Source organism: Pseudomonadales bacterium, from assembly GCA_024234165.1.
Classification (GTDB): domain Bacteria; phylum Pseudomonadota; class Gammaproteobacteria; order Pseudomonadales; family UBA5518; genus UBA5518.
Genome location: JACKOP010000002.1, coordinates 216,628 through 232,024, shown reverse-complemented (window position 1 = coordinate 232,024; position 15,397 = coordinate 216,628). Strand labels below are relative to the sequence as shown.

17 protein-coding genes and 1 pseudogene are annotated in these 15,397 nt (G+C 65.2%); 6 read left to right on the top strand and 12 right to left on the bottom strand.

Annotated elements, in window-relative coordinates; all coding sequences use genetic code 11:
* Positions 1 to 93 precede the first annotated feature (93 nt).
* The 11 genes from H7A12_06785 to H7A12_06735 all read right to left on the bottom strand — a co-directional run bounded on the left by H7A12_06785 (position 94) and on the right by H7A12_06735 (position 9,162).
* On the bottom strand, positions 94 to 843 hold the full coding sequence (locus H7A12_06785; protein ID MCP5320518.1) for a transposase zinc-binding domain-containing protein: 750 nt from the start codon (positions 841 to 843) through the stop codon (positions 94 to 96).
* A 626-nt stretch (positions 844 to 1,469) separates the two neighbouring features.
* The gene (locus H7A12_06780; protein MCP5320517.1) at positions 1,470 to 1,802 is read right to left on the bottom strand and encodes a DUF480 domain-containing protein; all 333 of its coding nucleotides are present in this window, start codon (positions 1,800 to 1,802) and stop codon (positions 1,470 to 1,472) included.
* A 179-nt stretch (positions 1,803 to 1,981) separates the two neighbouring features.
* Positions 1,982 to 2,149 (bottom strand): aminotransferase class IV, encoded by a 168-nt coding sequence (locus H7A12_06775; protein MCP5320516.1) that lies wholly within the window; start codon positions 2,147 to 2,149, stop codon positions 1,982 to 1,984.
* Positions 2,150 to 2,491: 342 nt separating this feature from the next.
* Entirely contained in the window at positions 2,492 to 2,980 is a 489-nt protein-coding gene (locus H7A12_06770; GenBank protein ID MCP5320515.1) for a chorismate-binding protein, read from the bottom strand.
* Complete coding sequence (locus H7A12_06765; GenBank protein ID MCP5320514.1) at positions 2,970 to 3,236, bottom strand: chorismate-binding protein; 267 nt, start codon at positions 3,234 to 3,236, stop codon at positions 2,970 to 2,972. Before H7A12_06765 ends, H7A12_06770 begins: the two co-directional genes overlap by 11 nt.
* Positions 3,237 to 4,359: 1,123 nt before the next feature.
* Positions 4,360 to 5,829, bottom strand: a complete 1,470-nt coding sequence (locus H7A12_06760) for a transposase (GenBank protein MCP5320513.1) — start codon at positions 5,827 to 5,829, stop codon at positions 4,360 to 4,362.
* A 625-nt stretch (positions 5,830 to 6,454) separates the two neighbouring features.
* On the bottom strand, positions 6,455 to 7,108 hold the full coding sequence (locus H7A12_06755; protein ID MCP5320512.1) for a DUF480 domain-containing protein: 654 nt from the start codon (positions 7,106 to 7,108) through the stop codon (positions 6,455 to 6,457).
* Positions 7,105 to 7,959 carry a serine protein kinase RIO gene (locus tag H7A12_06750; protein ID MCP5320511.1) on the bottom strand — a complete coding sequence of 285 codons (855 nt, stop codon included), beginning with the start codon at positions 7,957 to 7,959 and terminating at the stop codon, positions 7,105 to 7,107. Before H7A12_06750 ends, H7A12_06755 begins: the two co-directional genes overlap by 4 nt.
* 63 nt (positions 7,960 to 8,022) lie before the next feature.
* Entirely contained in the window at positions 8,023 to 8,196 is a 174-nt protein-coding gene (locus H7A12_06745; protein ID MCP5320510.1) for a hypothetical protein, read from the bottom strand.
* Positions 8,197 to 8,373: 177 nt separating this feature from the next.
* Positions 8,374 to 8,610 (bottom strand): hypothetical protein, encoded by a 237-nt coding sequence (locus H7A12_06740; protein MCP5320509.1) that lies wholly within the window; start codon positions 8,608 to 8,610, stop codon positions 8,374 to 8,376.
* A 174-nt stretch (positions 8,611 to 8,784) separates the two neighbouring features.
* Positions 8,785 to 9,162 (bottom strand): transposase, encoded by a 378-nt coding sequence (locus tag H7A12_06735; protein ID MCP5320508.1) that lies wholly within the window; start codon positions 9,160 to 9,162, stop codon positions 8,785 to 8,787.
* On the opposite strand from H7A12_06735, the gene H7A12_06730 reads away from it, so the two are divergent.
* From H7A12_06730 to H7A12_06705, 6 genes are all read left to right on the top strand, one after another.
* On the top strand, positions 9,131 to 9,442 hold the full coding sequence (locus H7A12_06730) for an aspartate/glutamate racemase family protein (protein MCP5320507.1): 312 nt from the start codon (positions 9,131 to 9,133) through the stop codon (positions 9,440 to 9,442). The genes H7A12_06735 and H7A12_06730 overlap by 32 nt on opposite strands.
* A gap of 33 nt (positions 9,443 to 9,475) precedes the next feature.
* Positions 9,476 to 10,360, top strand: a complete 885-nt coding sequence (locus H7A12_06725; protein MCP5320506.1) for a CoA ester lyase — start codon at positions 9,476 to 9,478, stop codon at positions 10,358 to 10,360.
* Between the two features lie 407 nt (positions 10,361 to 10,767).
* Positions 10,768 to 11,226: a VOC family protein gene (locus H7A12_06720; GenBank protein MCP5320505.1), complete on the top strand. Its 459-nt coding sequence runs from the start codon at positions 10,768 to 10,770 to the stop codon at positions 11,224 to 11,226.
* Between the two features lie 50 nt (positions 11,227 to 11,276).
* Entirely contained in the window at positions 11,277 to 12,002 is a 726-nt protein-coding gene (locus H7A12_06715; GenBank protein ID MCP5320504.1) for a hypothetical protein, read from the top strand.
* Positions 11,915 to 12,658, top strand: a complete 744-nt coding sequence (locus tag H7A12_06710; GenBank protein ID MCP5320503.1) for an AAA family ATPase — start codon at positions 11,915 to 11,917, stop codon at positions 12,656 to 12,658. The genes H7A12_06715 and H7A12_06710 overlap by 88 nt, the downstream gene beginning before the upstream one ends.
* A gap of 10 nt (positions 12,659 to 12,668) precedes the next feature.
* The gene (locus H7A12_06705) at positions 12,669 to 12,905 is read left to right on the top strand and encodes a hypothetical protein (GenBank protein ID MCP5320502.1); all 237 of its coding nucleotides are present in this window, start codon (positions 12,669 to 12,671) and stop codon (positions 12,903 to 12,905) included.
* A gap of 766 nt (positions 12,906 to 13,671) precedes the next feature.
* On the opposite strand, the pseudogene H7A12_06700 reads toward H7A12_06705, so the two are convergent.
* A pseudogene (locus H7A12_06700) lies at positions 13,672 to 15,309 on the bottom strand (IS1634 family transposase).
* Positions 15,310 to 15,397: the final 88 nt, after the last annotated feature.

Genomic DNA, 15,397 nt, shown 5'->3' with positions numbered 1-15,397 from the left:
CGCAATATCAGCGTTTTGCGCCTGGCCTGCGGGCCGAGCGCAATGCGATAAGTGACCGAACTGCCGATGAGCTGAGTCATTGCATCCGCGTCCTCAGCGGGGGCAGATCCAGCCAGCGGCATCGGCGTCCCGTGCGAGAAGGCCCATGCGCTCCAGCGCCCCACCGACCCGCTCGGCGATCTGCTGCACCGTGCACTCGAGTTCCTCCCGATCCGGCGCCTTCACCCGCCTGAAGCGCAGGGTTTCGTCGGGACGCTGTGTATACACACCGTCCGTGCAGAGCAGGTGCAGGTGGATGTTCAGGTTGAGCGCGCTGCCAAAGCGCTGCACCAGCGTCACCGCACCGGTGGCGGCTTCCTTGCGCGTAAACCCGGCCTTGTGCGCGAGGTGCGTCGCCAGCAGGCGGTAGATCACCTCCAGCGCCCGGGCGAGCGCCTCGGGGCACGAGGCGAAGAGAAAGCGGAGCGCGAACGGAAAGCTGATGACCCATTGTCTGAGCGGCAGCGCCGGCAGCACCTCGTCGGCCAGCAGCGCGGCGGTCTCCGCCATGCGCCGCGCGCCGCAACTCGGGCAGAAACCACGGCGCTTGCAGCTGAAGGCGACGAGTCGCTCGCAGTGACAGGACTCGCAGCGCACCCGCAAGAACCCATGCTCGAGCCGCCCGCATTTCAGGTATGCCTCGAATTCCTTCTCCACGTACGCGGGCAAGGCCTTGCCCTGTTCGCCCAAGTGTTCGACGAAAGCGGGGTAGTGCCGCTCCACCAGCCGGTAGAGTTGCGTTTCCTCGGGGCGGTGGCGCTCGTAGACGAGTCCACCGGCGGCTTCCCTGCCGTGGGCATGCATCGGCTGCGCGTCCTTGCGCAAGCGGGTGGTGGTTCAGTCTGAAGACTGCTCCCCGCCAGCACAAGAACGGGCGTGAAGCGCCGGACCATCGGCACGGATTCTCGGAGGCGAGTTACTACCTCTGGCGAGCGTTCACCCAACGCCAATGGGCACGGGGAACTGGATCGGGCATTCGTCGTTGAACCGCTGGGTACGGTTCAGCGGCGTGACGAATGGACCCTTCGAAGCGGCATGCGCCGATTGCGCAGGTTGGCCTGTTGCCGGGACAGTCACGTATTGCCTTTCGTACGCCGGCCGCAAGTCCCAAGGGGTGAGTCAGCCCGTGTGGCTACAAGGCGAACTTTGGCAACAAATGCGCCGCCGGCTAAGGATGGTGATGTCGTCGTGAGTCCGGCCGAACCGCTGCTGGGTGGCACGGATTTCTTCACCCTGACGGGCGGCGAGAAAAAGGGTGGAATGGCTGGCTTCCCGGGCGTACGTCCTGGGGCCGATGCGCAGTTTGTTTACACGGCCACCATCTCGGATCCGGCGGCTTATCGTGATGATGTCGTCGGTATGGTCAACGTCGCCCAGCGCGACATGGTGAGCCTAAACTGCCTTTGGGCAGGGCCGGCTTTGCCGAGATCTCAGGTCAGCAATCGACGTCGGATTTCGTCCACCGCCTGTTGCAGGCTTTCGACCTGCGCCTCGAGTTGTTGCACCCGCTCGGCGAGTCCGCTGCGGGGTGCGGCGCTGGCCGGCGTTTCGTCTGCAACCGGCGTGACCGGGACTTCGCCGCTCAATAGATGGGCCCAGCGTGCGTCACGCGTGCCCGGCAAACGCGGCAGTTTCACCACGAAGGGGCCGCTGAGGTTTTCGGCGAGGCTGTGCAGTGCGGTCTCGACTTCGCTCACCTCGGCGATGGCGGCCATGCGGTTGCAGCGGGTGCGCAACTCGCCGGGTGTCTGTGGCCCGCGCACCAGCAGTGCTCAAGCAACTGCGTGAAACCTCGCCAAGGCCGGGCGCATCTGCACCAAATCGGAATTGCTGCGTGCCGGCGTGCAACTGCTGCTGAAGGAAGACACGTCCAGTGCCAAGACGCTGGTTGAGCGCCCGTGGTGGTGCCGAAAGGGCAAGGGCGCCAAGTAAGGCGCAGGGGTCAGGCCGGGGCTGTCTGTTCCGTGTTTTTCCAGCCGGACGCGGACCAGCCCTGCAGGCCGTTGCCCATGAAGACGGCCTCCGCTTGACGGAGGTCGTCCAGGTTCAGATGCGCTTCCCGTGCCTTGCCTTCCCGGAGCAAGTGCTGGCGTAATACCCCATTCAGCACCCCCGCCTCAAGGGGGGGGCGTGAGCAGAATACCGTCCCTCTCCACGAAGAGATTGCTGCGGGCGCCTTCGGTCAGCGCGCCCTGTTTCGTTCATGAACAGCGCATCGAAATGCCCCAAGCCCATGACTCGCGCCAGCTCTGCATCGTAGAGCGCACGGGCGGTGGTCTTGTGGCGGAAGAGGATGTCGCTGCTGGAGGTGCGCAGGGGGACAGCACGATGCTTGCGTTGGCTGCCGGGGCACCCATCGCCAGATCGGCCTGTTCCAGTGTGAAGTCGCCCTCGGGTCCCAGAGTGATGCGGACGCGCAGGGCCTTGTCTGCGTTGATGCCGTCGAGCAGGTTCAGGAAGGCGGACTCCTCAAAGGAAAGCCGAAGGTGCGTGCGGAGGCCTTCAACCGACTCCGGTGTTCGTCCAGAAGGGAAGACTCCCCGCCGTGCGTGCTGCCCGGGGTGTAGCGCAGGGTTTCGATCAGGCGCAAACCCCTGGGCAGCGCGGTCAGGAAGCGCGATTTCAGATGGCATTCGGCCCATTCCGAGGCGGGAATGGAGTCGTAGACCACGCCGCTGCCTACGTTCAGGCGCGCGGAGCCGGCCTTGTCGATGAGAAGGCTGCGGATGGGCACGCTGAAGCGGAAGTCGCCACCCTGGCGGATCCAGCCGAGGGCGCCGCAATACAGGCCGCGGGCCTCGGCTTCCAGCTCGCGGATGATCTCCATGGCCCGGATCTTCGGCGCGCCCGTGATCGAGCCGCAGGGAAAGAGGGCGCCAAAGATCTCCCCAAGATCTGCCGCATGACCGGTTCGGCGATGACCCGGGAGGTCATCTGCCACACCGTGGGATAGGGATCGATGCGGAAGAGGTCCTCGACCCGCACGCCTCCGGCGGTGCCGTGCGCCCCATGTCATTGCGGATCAGGTCCACGATCATGATGTTCTCTGCACGGTCCTTCTCGGAGGCGGCAAGGGCTGCCGGCGGGGTATGGCGTGCGGCGGTGCCCTTCATCGGCTGGCTGCTCAGGGTGTGGCCCCGGCGTTCGAGGAAGAGTTCTGGGGAGCGTGACAGGATGGCGCCACCGGCATGACCGATGAAGGCCCCGTAGCGTACTGGCTGGGCCCGCGCAGGGCGCGGTAGAGGCTGGCCGGATCACCGAAGGCCTGGCCTGACAGGGGAAGGTGAAGTTGACTGGTAGCAGTCGCCTTCGGCAATGTATTCGCGGATACGGGCGATGCTCGCCGGTGTAGTCTTCCTCGCGGATGCGGGCCGCCAGTGGCTGGTGCCGCCAGCGGGCGTTGCGGCCTGCGTAGCGAGCCAGGCGTCGCAGGCTTCATCGCTGAGCCACTGGCCTTGCTTGAATATCCAGCCGGTGAACAGTTGGCCACTGCCGACAGGGAGCAGGGGCGCAGGCGCGGTTCGATCACGTAGCCCAGCTCGTAGCTGGCGGCCAGAGCGACCCGTGCGCCTTGGCGGGCAGCCAGCCTCGAGGCGTTGCAGGGTAGTCTGCCAGTCGTCCGTGTGGCGGCACTCGATGGCTTCCTGCAGATCGGTGAGAAGCAGGCGCGCCGCGCGCCTCGGTGGCATCCAGATTGTTGTCGAAAAGGGCGAAGGTGGGGTGGGGGCTGGGCGTTCACGCGCCGCAGTTTAACCGCTCGTCTCAAATTGGCGTAGGGAAAGTTCGGAACTTGTCTGGGCGGGGGAAAGAGGGCGTCTCCCCGATCCAGTCTTGGCGGGAAATGCTGTGTCCGGAGTGGCGCAGCCCCGTGGCCATGGCAGTTACCGGTCTTCGGCGCGGTCTCGATAAATGGCCGCCCGGAGGGCGGCAAGGTCGATGGTCGATGGGGGCCGTGCGGGTTTACAGCAGCGGGCTGCCGGCGTGCTCACCTCGTTCGTACACCACGTGGGCACGGCCGACCAGTAGCGGGTCCGGGGGGCCGATATGGTCCATGACGCATAGGCAGGATAAAGCACCTGTCTGGCCGGAGCGATCCCGCTCGATACCCTGCCCGCCAGGCTGCAGCAGTGCTCGAATCGGGTCGAAGCAGCGGATCGTCGGCGTTCACAGCGTTCACGACCTGCCTGTCCTGGCCAGAGCACTCTTCCACACCCCGAAATCCCTCAACGAATCGCGCCACGCCCCACCTCGGCACAGCACCAGCCTCTGCCGATCGCCAGCGTCCCTGCTCCCAATCCACGCGCCTCGCGCAGGCGCCACTCACGCCATCACCGGCGGCCCTGTCGACAGCGGGCCACGCGCGGGCTCGACCTTTGCGCCTCTCTCCCGCACGTGAGCCAGCATCCGCTCGATCAGCGCTGGGTCCTCGATGCTGGCAATGACACGGACCGCACCGCCGCAGCGCACGCAGCTCGCCACGTCGATGTCGAACACGCGCTTCAGCCGTTGCGCCCAGGTCATCGCTGCATGCCGCTCGATCGCCGACCTCCCGGGCTGCGCGGCTCCCCTGCTCCCCCTGCCCCTTCCGGCCGGCGTCACCTCGGCACGCCAGCGGTGGTTCGGCGCGAGCACCCCGTGGTAGCGCGTCAGGTTTACGCGCGGGCGCGGCACTAGCGCCGCCAGGCGGGCGATGAAGTCCAGGGGCTCGAACACCACATGCGTCGTCCCGTTCCGGTACGGCGTCTTGAGCAGGTACACCACCTTCCCCTGCACACTCACCGTGAGCCGCTGCTCGGCCACCGCCGGGCGGGCGATGTACCGGCACAGCCGCTCGCGCACTTCGCGCTGGTGCGCCTCGCAGCCCACACCCGCGTGCAGGGAGAATCCATAGGCCTTCGCCACCCGCTCGTTTGTCGGGTCCTCGCCCGCCAACGGCGTGATCGTGCGCAACATCAGCGCCTTGCGCCCGGCCTGCGGGCCGAGCGCAATGCGATAAGTGACCGAACTGCCGATGAGCTGAGTCATTGCATCCGCGTCCTCAGCGGGGGGCAGATCCAGCCAGGCGGCATCGGCGTCCCGTGCGAGAAGGCCCATGCGCTCCAGCGCCCCACCGACCCGCTCGGCGATGCGCCGCACCAGGCACTCGAGTTCCTCCCGATCCGGCGCCTTCACCCGCCTGAAGCGCAGGCCCCCGTCGGGACGCTGTGTATACACACCGTCCAGGCAGAGCAGGTGCAGGTGGATGTTCAGGTTGAGCGCGCTGCCAAAGCGCTGCACCAGCGTCACCGCACCGGTGGCGGCTTCCTTGCGCGCAAACCCGGCCTTGTGCGCGAGGTGCGTCGCCAGCAGGCGGTAGATCACCTCCAGCGCCCGGGCGAGCGCCTCGGGGCACGAGGCAAAGAGAAAGCGGAGCGCGAACGGGAAGCTGATGACCCATTGTCTGAGCGGCAGCGCCGGCAGCACCTCGTCGGCCAGCAGCGCGGCGGTCTCCGCCATGCGCCGCGCGCCGCAACTCGGGCAGAAACCACGACGCTTGCAGCTGAAGGCGACGAGTCGCTCGCAGTGACAGGACTCGCAGCGCACCCGCAAGAACCCATGCTCGAGCCGCCCGCATTTCAGGTATGCCTCGAATTCCTTCTCCACGTACGCGGGCAAGGCCTTGCCCTGTTCGGCCAAGTGTTCGACGAAAGCGGGATAGTGCCGCTCCACCAGCCGGTAGAGTTGCGTTTCCTCGGGGCGGTGGCGCTCGTAGACGAGTCCACCGGCGGCTTCCCTGCCGTGGGCATGCATCGGCTGCGCGTCCTTGCGCAAGCGGGTGGTGGTTCAGTCTGAAGACTGCTCCCCGCCAGCACAAGAACGGGGCGTGAAGCGCCGGACCATCGGCACGGATTCTCGGAGGCGAGTTACTACCTCTGGCGAGCGTTCACTCCAACGCCAATGGGCACGGGGAACTGGATCGGGCATTCGTCGTTGAACCGCTGGGTACGGTTCAGCGGCGTGACGAATGGACCCTTCGAAGCGGCATGCGCCGATTGCGCAGGTTGGCCTGTTGCCGGGACAGTCACGTATTGCCTTTCGTACGCCGGCCGCAAGTCCCAAGGGTGAGTCAGCTCCAGGTGGCTACAAGGCGAACTTTGGCAACAATGCGCCGCCGGCCAAGGATGGTGATGTCGTCGTGAGCCTGGCCGAACCGCTGCTGGGTGGCACGGATTTCTTCACCCTGACGGGCGGCGAGAAAAAGGGTGGAATGGCTGGCTTCCTGGGCGTACGTCCCGGGGCCGATGCGCAGTTTGTTTACACGGCCACCATCTCGGATCCGGCGGCTTATCGTGATGATGTCGTCGGCATGGTCAACGTCGCCCAGCGCGACATGGTGAGCCTAAACTGCCTTGGGCAGGGCCGGCTTGCCGAGATCTCAGGTCAGCAATCGACGTCGGATTTCGTCCACCGCCTGTTGCAGGCTTTCGACCTGCGCCTCGAGTTGTTGCACCCGCTCGGCGAGTCCGCTGCGGGGTGCGGCGCTGGCCGGCGTTTCGTCTGCAACCGGCGTGACCGGGACTTCGCCGCTCAATAGATGGGCCCAGCGTGCGTCACGCGTGCCCGGCAAACGCGGCAGTTTCACCACGAAGGGGCCGCTGAGGTTTTCGGCGAGGCTGTGCAGTGCGGTCTCGACTTCGCTCACCTCGGCGATGGCGGCCATGCGGTTGCAGCGGGTGCGCAACTCGCCGGGTGTCTGTGGCCCGCGCACCAGCAGTTCGCAGATGATCGCACGTTCGATGGCGGTGAACTGCAGGGGTCCGAACTCCATGTTGCAGAACACCTGTTTGTACTTGGTCACCCGTCCGCCGTAACCGGAACGGTCACTGACCAGATGTTTCTTCAGCAGTCCATCCAGCACCTGCTGCACCGTGGTCTCGGCGAGGTCGAGTACCGGGTCCCGGTTGCTCTTCTGGTTGCAGGCATTGGTGAGTGCGTTGAGCGACAGCGGGTATTGCTCGGGTGTGGTGACTTCCTTTTCCATCAGACAGCCGATTAGGCGCGCCTCGTGGGCCGTCAGTTCGATATTCATGCCTGCTCCGCGGCTGCACGGCCGCGCTGACGGCGCAGTGCTTCGTCGCGCGCGTCCTCGATGGCGAGCAGGGTGGTGGCGACGTCGGCTGCGACCTCGTTGCTGACGAACTCGCCGCTGAGCACGCTGTCCGGTCGCAGCAGGCCCTGCTCGTAGAGCGCCCACATTTCCCCGGCAAAGCGTGTGCCCAGCAGTTCCGGTGCAAAGCGGCCGAGGGTGGCGGTGACGTTGTCGACGTCACGGGCCAGCATGGCCTGTGCGTTGTTGTTGCCCGATGCGCTCACCACCTGCGGCAGATCGATGATCACCGGGCCGTCGGCTGCGACCAGTATGTTGTATTCAGAGAGATCGCCGTGGATCAGGCCGGCACACAGCATGCGCACGATCTGGCTGATCAGGAAGCGGTGATAGTCGCGCGCCAGCTCTGCTGACAGATCGACCTCACCCAGGTTGGGAGCCGAGCCGCCGTCGGCACTGGTCACGAGTTCCATCACCAGCACGCCGTTGAAGAAACCGTAAGGGGCGGGCACGCGCACGCCGACTGCCGCCAACTGGTAGAGCGCCTCGACTTCGGTGTTCTTCCAGGCGATTTCCTGTTCCTTGCGACCATAGTTGGTGCTGCGGCGCATGGCACGGGCTTGCCGGCTGCCGCGCACCTTGCGGCCTTCCTGGTACTGCGCGCGCGCCTGGAAGCTGCGCTGACCCATGTCCTTGTAGACCTTGGCGCAGCGCAGATCCGCCCCGCATTGCACGACGTATACCGAGGCTTCCTTGCCGCTTTTCAGTGCACGGATGACCTCGCTGATCACGCCGTCTTCAATCAGTGGCTCGAGGCCTTTGGGAGTTTTCATGCAGCGCAAGATTACAGCAGTCGGCGGCGCTTCGGGCAGGCCCGGGATATCCAACCGGCACTCTCATCCCGGACGCCAGGTCGACAAACGCTGACCGGCTTCGTCCAGCGAGGGCTGACCGTCATGCAGGTCGTCACCGCGATCGAGCGTGGCGATCAGGTGTCGGGCCAGTCGCGCGCGGTCTTCCTGCGGCAGCTTCTGCGCCTCGGCTTCGAGCTGATAAACATCCCGATCCATGACTGGCGACTCTAGGCCGCTGGCGCAGCCAGGATCAATGTGCGAATCGGGCACCAGCGTCCGGAAACTGTGCTGCAGGGCTTCCTGCCCGAGGGTGCACAATCCCCCACTGGAATTTTCGCGTACCGGCCGGCGGCTGGTTGCTGCTGACCGGCCTGGCCGCGTTGCAGATGATCGTCAGAGGGCGACGCAGGTTCCGGTAACCGTTGTTGCCATGAGCGCCTCCAGGTCGTGCGCTCCCGCACCGAACAGGTGGCTCTTGAACGTCAGGCGGTTTCGGTCCATCTCGAACGGGGCGTCGATGCCGCACCGGAGCAGGCCGGCCTGCAGCTCCTTGCCGCTCTTCAGGGCCCGGCTCACAGCGGTGATCACGCCGTCGTCAGTCAGTGGCTCGAGGCCTTTGGGGGTATTCATGCAGCGCGGAACTATAGCAGCCAGCGGCAGCGATCATTGCTGCTTTGGTGTAGTGAAATGATGGACCGGCTAAAGGTTCGGCCAGTTCGGTTTGCTAGCGTTGGCCCCGGGCATATTCAGGGGCTCGCTTCATGTCGCAACCTCAGTCCGTCTGTAAGCGGCCAAACCAGACCGTTATATCTTCCCGTATGCGAGAACTGATCTCATGGGATCGTGGGAGAAGCGTGTCTTCCATTCGCGCGGCGTGAGTTCGACGACACGGCTGGCCGGGTGCTCGCTGATGCGCTGCAGCACATCGACCAGGTAGGCATACGGATCCACGCCGTGCAGCCGGCAGGTCACCAGCAGACTCTGGATCACCGCCACCCGCTCGGCACCGATCTCGGTCCAACAGAACAGCCAGTTGCGCCGTCCGGTCGGGATCACCCGCAGGCCGCGCTCCAGGTGATTGGTGTCGATCGGCACGTCGGGATCCGACAGGAACACCTTCAGACTCGCCACGCGCGCTTTCGCGTACTGGATGGCCTTGATGCTGGCGGCAGGGGCGGACACGATCGTGCTTGGTTGTACGCATTTTCCCTTCCTTGCTGCAGCGATTCAGGATCTGGTGGGCTCGGGCGTGCGCATCATCGACCCGGGCGAGGCGGTGGCGCGTCGGGTCGAGGAGGTGCTGGTCGACCGGGTCGGTGGCAGTGGATCGTTGCTTTGTTTCAGCAGTGGCTGTGTCCACGAGCAGAAAAAACTGATGAGCAGCCTGCTCGAGGAAGCCGTCGACGTGATGGTTTTGCCGGAAAGCTGCCACGTGTATCGGACCGAGGCATCTGGAGCCTGAACGCAGCGAGACTGGTGAGTGGGGGTGCACGGAATGAGTGAATCAGATAGGCCGTTTCGACCGCGCCGTTCGGCGCTCTATATGCCGGGATCGAACCAGCGCGCTCTGGCCAAGGCGCGTGAATTGCCCGCTGACGTGCTGATCCTCGATCTCGAGGATGCGGTCGCGCCGGCTGCAAAAGTCGAGGCTCGCGGGCAGATCATGGCGGCGCTCGACACGGGTGGTTATGGCGCGCGTGAGTTGCTGGTGCGCGTCAACGGGCTGGATACCGAATGGGGGGGCGACGATCTGCGTGCCTTCGCCAATGCGGGAGCCGATGGCCTCGTGCTGCCCAAGGTCTCGTCGGCTGAAGACGTCCTGCAGGCCGTGCAGCTACTCGAACGAGCGGGAGTGGCAGACGGATTGCGCCTGTGGTGCATGGCGGAAACCGCACGCGGCATTCTTGCCATCGACTCGATCGCCGGCGCCCATCCGCGGCTGGCTGGAATCCTCATGGGTACCTCGGATCTGGCACGCGAACTGCGCGTGCGGCATACGCCGGAACGGCTGGGATTCCTGCCGGCGCTTGGTCAATGCGTGCTTGCTGCACGTGCCCATGGCATCGACATTCTCGATGGCGTGCATCTCGAGCTGCACGATGCGCCTGGCCTGCACGCCGCGTGTGTACAGGGGCGCGATCTCGGTTTCGACGGCAAGACACTGATCCATCCCGGCCAGCTGGCGACGGCAAACGAGGTGTTCGCACCGGCGGCGAGGGAGTTGGCCGAGGCGCATGAAATCATTGCCGCCTGGCAGGACGCCCAGCTGCGTGGCAGCGCAGTGGTCGTGGTGAGAAATCGCCTGGTCGAGAACCTGCACGTGGCGCAAGCCGAACGCCTGCTCGCCGTTGCGGATGCCGTAGAACGCATGGGCTGGTGACTGCAGGCACGGCTGGACACGGATCGTAGGTCGCCATTCATACCGACGCTGCGGGCGATGGTGGCGAAATCCCGCCGGGTTGAAGAGGCTGTCGCAAAAGTCTCCTGCCGTCGATGTGGGCAGCGCGCGACGATACCTTCACACCGGTGGGACGCCGTAAATACATCCCTGTAGGCCCCAGCGCCGCATCCCTGCGGCGCACGCCCCCCGATGTAAAGGTATCGTCACACGCTGCGCAGCGTTTTGCGACACCCTCTGAAGGTCGCCCTACTGGGCGGATGTCTGTGCACATCCACAACAATTTTCGGTCGCTCCTGCAATGGCAAGTGGAGGGTTGCGTACCTACTATCTACAGCAGCTGCAGGTGGGTGCTCACCCGCCCGCGACAACCGGAGCAGGAGGGGCTGATGAGCGTCAGGGGAATCAACCGGATCATCGTGGCGGTGCGGGATATCGAAGCCGCCAGGCGTTATTACCATGACCTCCTGGGTGCCGAGTTTTGCGATGCGAACTGGACCGGGGCGCCATTCGGCATCGCCGTTGCCATTGCCTGGAGCGTAGGCATCGAACTGTGTGCCCCGTTGCCCGGGCGCGAGCACGACAGCGCGGTGTCGGGCTTTCTGGCTCGGCACGGCGAGGGAGTCATGAACGTCTACTTCGATACGGACGATGCCGAGTCGGCGCTCGAGCGGGCAACTGCCTGCGGCGTCGCCTGTCAGCACGCGCTGGATTACAGCCAGGCGGAGATCGATGCGCATCTGGGCGGACTGTTCCGCCGGTACCGGGAGTTCGTGCTCGGAACGGCGGCACAGTGCGGATTCGGGGTCTCGCTGGCGCACATCGAGCCCAAGGCATCGACAGGCTGATCGTCTTGCGGCTAACGTGAGTGCATTCCAGGCGCACAGGTATCCGGAACATGGTTGCCGATTCGAGTCGTGGAGAGTGGATCGATGCCTCGCAATGGCAGTGCTTTCTGGGCCGACGTTATCCCGGGGTGACGATCACGGCCGATCTTGCCTCCGGGCCGTTCCGAACCCGTTATCACAGCTGGTCGCTAGCGGATATCGAGTTCGCCGAGATCCGCTCCGGCTCGGCCCAGCGAATGGTGGTCGCACAGCCGAGTCCGCAGGCGCCCGAGTCATGGTACCTGCCGTTGCAGCTGCGCGGCGGGTTCCGCGTGGGGCAATGCGACCAGGAGTTGTGCGCGCAGGCTGGCCAGATGGTGGTCCTGGACAGTGAGATGCCGCATTGGCGCAGTCTCGAGCCCGGTTCTTGGCTGATCAACGTGCGCATACCCAAACGGTTGCTGGGACGCCACCTGGGAGATCCGGGCACGCGCTTCGCCGCCCCGATACGCACCGACTGCGGGCAGGCACGCATCGTCAGGGACTTCGTCGTGTCGGTCTGGCGACAGCGCAATGTGATCACCGATACCCAGCGTGCCGGGCTGGTCGATGCACTGCTGAGGCTGACCAGCGGGCTTGTGCCCGACACCGCCGAGGGTGCCGACGCGACACTGCGACGCAGCGAGCTGCGCCGGCTGCGTCTGCTCGACTGCATCGAGTCCCATCTTGCCGATCCGCGACTCGACGTCGCCTCAGCGGCGACGTCGGTACGGGCAAGAGCGTGGCGCTGCGCCTGATCGCCGAGCGCCTCGCCCCCGTGCCGAATCTGACCGTCGCCGCACTCACGCACCCGAGCGCCAACCTCGCCGACTTCTACCGCGAGCTCGGTGATCTGTTCGCCGTGGAGCTGCGCCCGCACAACCGCTGGATGGGCTTCAAGGCCCTGCGCACCCGCTGGATCGCCCATCTGGAGAGCACGCGGCTTCGCCCCGTGCTGCTGATCGACGAGGCGCAACAGGTCGCCCCGCTCGTGCTCTCGGAGTTGCGCCTGCTCGCCTCGGCGCACTTCGACTCGCGCAGCCTGCTGAGCGTCGTGCTCGCCGGCGACCAGCGCCTGAACGAGTTGCTGCGCCGCGACGAACTCCTGCCGCTCGGTTCGCGCATCCGCGCACGCCTCTCGCTGGAGTACGCCAGCCGCGAGGAATTGCTGGCCTGCCTGAAGCACCTGCTCGCGAGCGCCGGCGCCCCCGCTCTGATGACACCCGAGCTGATGCACACCGTCTGCGACCACGCCATGGGCAACTACCGCGCGCTCACCACCATGGCCGCAGAGCTGCTCGCCGGCGCCGCGCAGCGCGAACTCCTGCAACTCGACGAGAAGCTGTACCTCGATGTGTTCACGCCCCCGGGCCAACCCGCCAGCACACGCCGTACCCGGCTCACCAGCGCTTGAGCCGGCAACCATGAAATCGTCCCGGCACCACCCCATCGAATTCCCCGAGCAGCTCAGCGACGAGGGCGCGGCACACATCCTCGACTTCCTCTACGAGGTGATCCGCGCCTTCGAGTCGCGCTACTTCGTGCAGATCCGTCGCCACCATCGCCACACCGCCGCTGAGTACGCCGCCCAGCGCGCCGAGCGCACCCAGCTCGAACTGCCCCTCACAATCCCCGACGAGCCGTCCGACCCGGTCTTCTGAGCCATCGTCAGACCGTCGCCACAGCGCCTCGCAGCCGCCGGGCGCTGCGGTTGCGTCGCACCCAAAACGCGGTCGACACCGGCAGCGCCAATGCCGGACACCTCGCAATATCACATCACGGCTGCAGACCATCAGAAAGCGTGATCAGCTCGCCATCGATTACCGTGGTCATGCTCAGTCTGGTTGAACGATTCGGTCACAGCGTACTCCATCGCAGTCGCCTTACGAAACGCCATTGCGACCGAACTGGGTATTCAGAGCGAGGAACTGGGCTGCGATAGCAAACCCATCCAGCAAATGGGACAGGCTGCGAGCGTGATTCAAGTCTTTGACCTAGGAAGCGGCGGCTACACATCCCAAGCGGCTAGCCGCGTCAACGACCCCTCGCTTTGGCATCGCGTCATCAACAACGTTGACCTGCACCTGCCAGCACGCCTGCCAGAAATGTTTACTCGGATTCGATACCCGCTTTGAGGCCGACCGGCTGGATCGAAACGCGGCACTAGCATGGATAAACCCCACATGGCTCACTCAGCTGAGCGTCCCTAAAGAGAGTCGCATCTTCGGCTCGAGCACAGTCGCAGAAACCGCCCCGATCCTAGAAGCGGTCGAACGTGAACTCGCCAGGGGTGTTCACGACGAGATCGCGGTGTACCTGCAGGGCGAGCCCGATATATGGGAACTCAGCTCCCCAAGTTCCGCAGCTAATCACGCAAGTGTTTGATTTGACTTGGTGACGTAAGTCAAAAATGCCACAACAAGCGCTTCAGGCGGGTGCTTTGACGGTCAAGGCCTCGAAGAGTTGGAGTTGCTGGGGTGTGATCTTGCCAATACCGGTCAGGTGTTGCGTGCCGATAGTGACGCGGTGCTGCTGGATTCGCCGCAGCAGCTCCAGCGCGGTCTTCGGGCTGTGGACGCTGCCGTGCTGCTTCAAGCGCATGCGCATCACCCGATACAGCAGCAGCGCCAGGAAGCAGATCAGCGCGTGCGCGCGGATGCGATCCGGGAGGCGGTGGTACACCGGTGCAATCGCAAGGTCGCTCTTGAGCACCCGGAAGCCGCGCTCGATGTCGGCTGTGCTCTTGTAGCGCTCGACGATCTGCGCGGCTGTAAAGTCCTCGACATTGGTCAGCAGTACCAGCTTGCCGTCGAAGGTCTCCGCGCGTGCGATGGCCGCCTCGTCGAGGGTATAGCTGAAGCGCTCGGCGTGGTATTGCGGCTTCACGAAGCGAGTCAACTCGGCCTCGGCAACGGCTTGCTGGAAGCGGCTGTAGGCACCGCGGTCGCTGGCCTTGCGGCCGCGTTCGGTGAGGCCTTTGTCCTGCGCGTCGAGCTTGGCGACAAGCTGGTCGGCGAAGGCTTCCAGTTCGGCGATGCGTTGGTGGCGGCTGGCCGTCTGCTCGGCCGCTCGGGTCGGATCGTGCGCGACCACCAGCCGGTGCTCGGCGAAGCGGCCTTCGGCCAGACCCTCGCCGAAGCTCATCGCATCGAGCGTGCCGCCCAGCTCTGCGTAGCGCCGTGCCGGCACCGCCAGATGAACTGCAACTTGCGCTCGGTCTGCCGGGCCAGCTCGCCGATCTGGGCGATGTTGTCCAGACTGAGCAGACCGCGGTCGGCGACCGGGATCACCCGCTCGACCGGGAAGCGCGCCAGCACCTGTTCGAGCATGGCCTTGAGGGTGGCGGTCTCGGCAACGTTGCCGGCATGCACGGTGTGCATCAGCGGCAAACCCTCGGCCGACTGCACCACGCCCAGCACGAACTGCCGGGCGATGCCGCCAGTTTCCTTGTTCATGCCATAGGCACGTACATCCTCGGGAACATGGCCCTCGCCGTGGATGCGCACCGTGGTCAGATCGTAGAACACCACCGACAATTGCTGATCGAGCATCGGCCGCAACAGCTGGGCCACCTTCGCCTCGACCTTCCGGCGCGATCCATCAGCGCATCCAGCGTGCGCAGCAGGTGATCGTGCGAGACCGCCTCGGGCATGCCCGGGATCGCCACCGTCTCCAGCCATTCCAGACAGCCGAGCTTGGAATCAGGTGCACAGGCGGTTGAACACCATCGCCCGCACCATCGCCTCGGCATCGAATGCGCGGCGCGAGGAGCGCAGGGCCTGACGTACGGCATCGCCCAAACCCAGACTCGACCACAGTTCATTCAGGGCATGCACATCGCCCAGCGCCCTGTGCCGAGTCGTACTCCGGCACGGGTGCCGAGATCGGCACGCGACCGAGCGCACGCTGCAAGCCGTGGATGAGTGGATCGAGTTTCTTGCCGTCCAGCTCATCCGGGCGACCGAGGTTGGCGACCACGCGCTGGCGCACCCCGGCCTGGGTGCGGAAGCCTTCGACGAGTTGCAGGTAGCTCCGGCCGCCGGAGCGGGTGATGCGCGTGTACATGTGTCAACGCTATCACATGCCAACCCGCCATTAAAGCCATCAAAACGTTAAGGCGTGACACAACACGATTGTCTGGAAATCGGGCTTG

Excerpts from the sequence above, each read along its gene's own strand:
- H7A12_06785 (MCP5320518.1), bottom strand. The coding sequence starts at position 843 with ATGCATGCCCACGGCAGGGAAGCCGCCGGTGGACTCGTCTACGAGCGC.
- H7A12_06725 (MCP5320506.1), top strand. The coding sequence starts at position 9,476 with ATGAGTGAATCAGATAGGCCGTTTCGACCGCGCCGTTCGGCGCTCTAT.
- H7A12_06715 (MCP5320504.1), top strand. The coding sequence starts at position 11,277 with ATGGTTGCCGATTCGAGTCGTGGAGAGTGGATCGATGCCTCGCAATGG.
- H7A12_06760 (MCP5320513.1), bottom strand. The coding sequence starts at position 5,829 with ATGCATGCCCACGGCAGGGAAGCCGCCGGTGGACTCGTCTACGAGCGC.
- H7A12_06750 (MCP5320511.1), bottom strand. The coding sequence starts at position 7,959 with ATGAAAACTCCCAAAGGCCTCGAGCCACTGATTGAAGACGGCGTGATC.
- H7A12_06740 (MCP5320509.1), bottom strand. The coding sequence starts at position 8,610 with ATGAATACCCCCAAAGGCCTCGAGCCACTGACTGACGACGGCGTGATC.
- H7A12_06720 (MCP5320505.1), top strand. The coding sequence starts at position 10,768 with ATGAGCGTCAGGGGAATCAACCGGATCATCGTGGCGGTGCGGGATATC.
- H7A12_06755 (MCP5320512.1), bottom strand. The coding sequence starts at position 7,108 with ATGAATATCGAACTGACGGCCCACGAGGCGCGCCTAATCGGCTGTCTG.
- H7A12_06730 (MCP5320507.1), top strand. The coding sequence starts at position 9,131 with ATGGCCTTGATGCTGGCGGCAGGGGCGGACACGATCGTGCTTGGTTGT.
- H7A12_06745 (MCP5320510.1), bottom strand. The coding sequence starts at position 8,196 with ATGGATCGGGATGTTTATCAGCTCGAAGCCGAGGCGCAGAAGCTGCCG.
- H7A12_06705 (MCP5320502.1), top strand. The coding sequence starts at position 12,669 with ATGAAATCGTCCCGGCACCACCCCATCGAATTCCCCGAGCAGCTCAGC.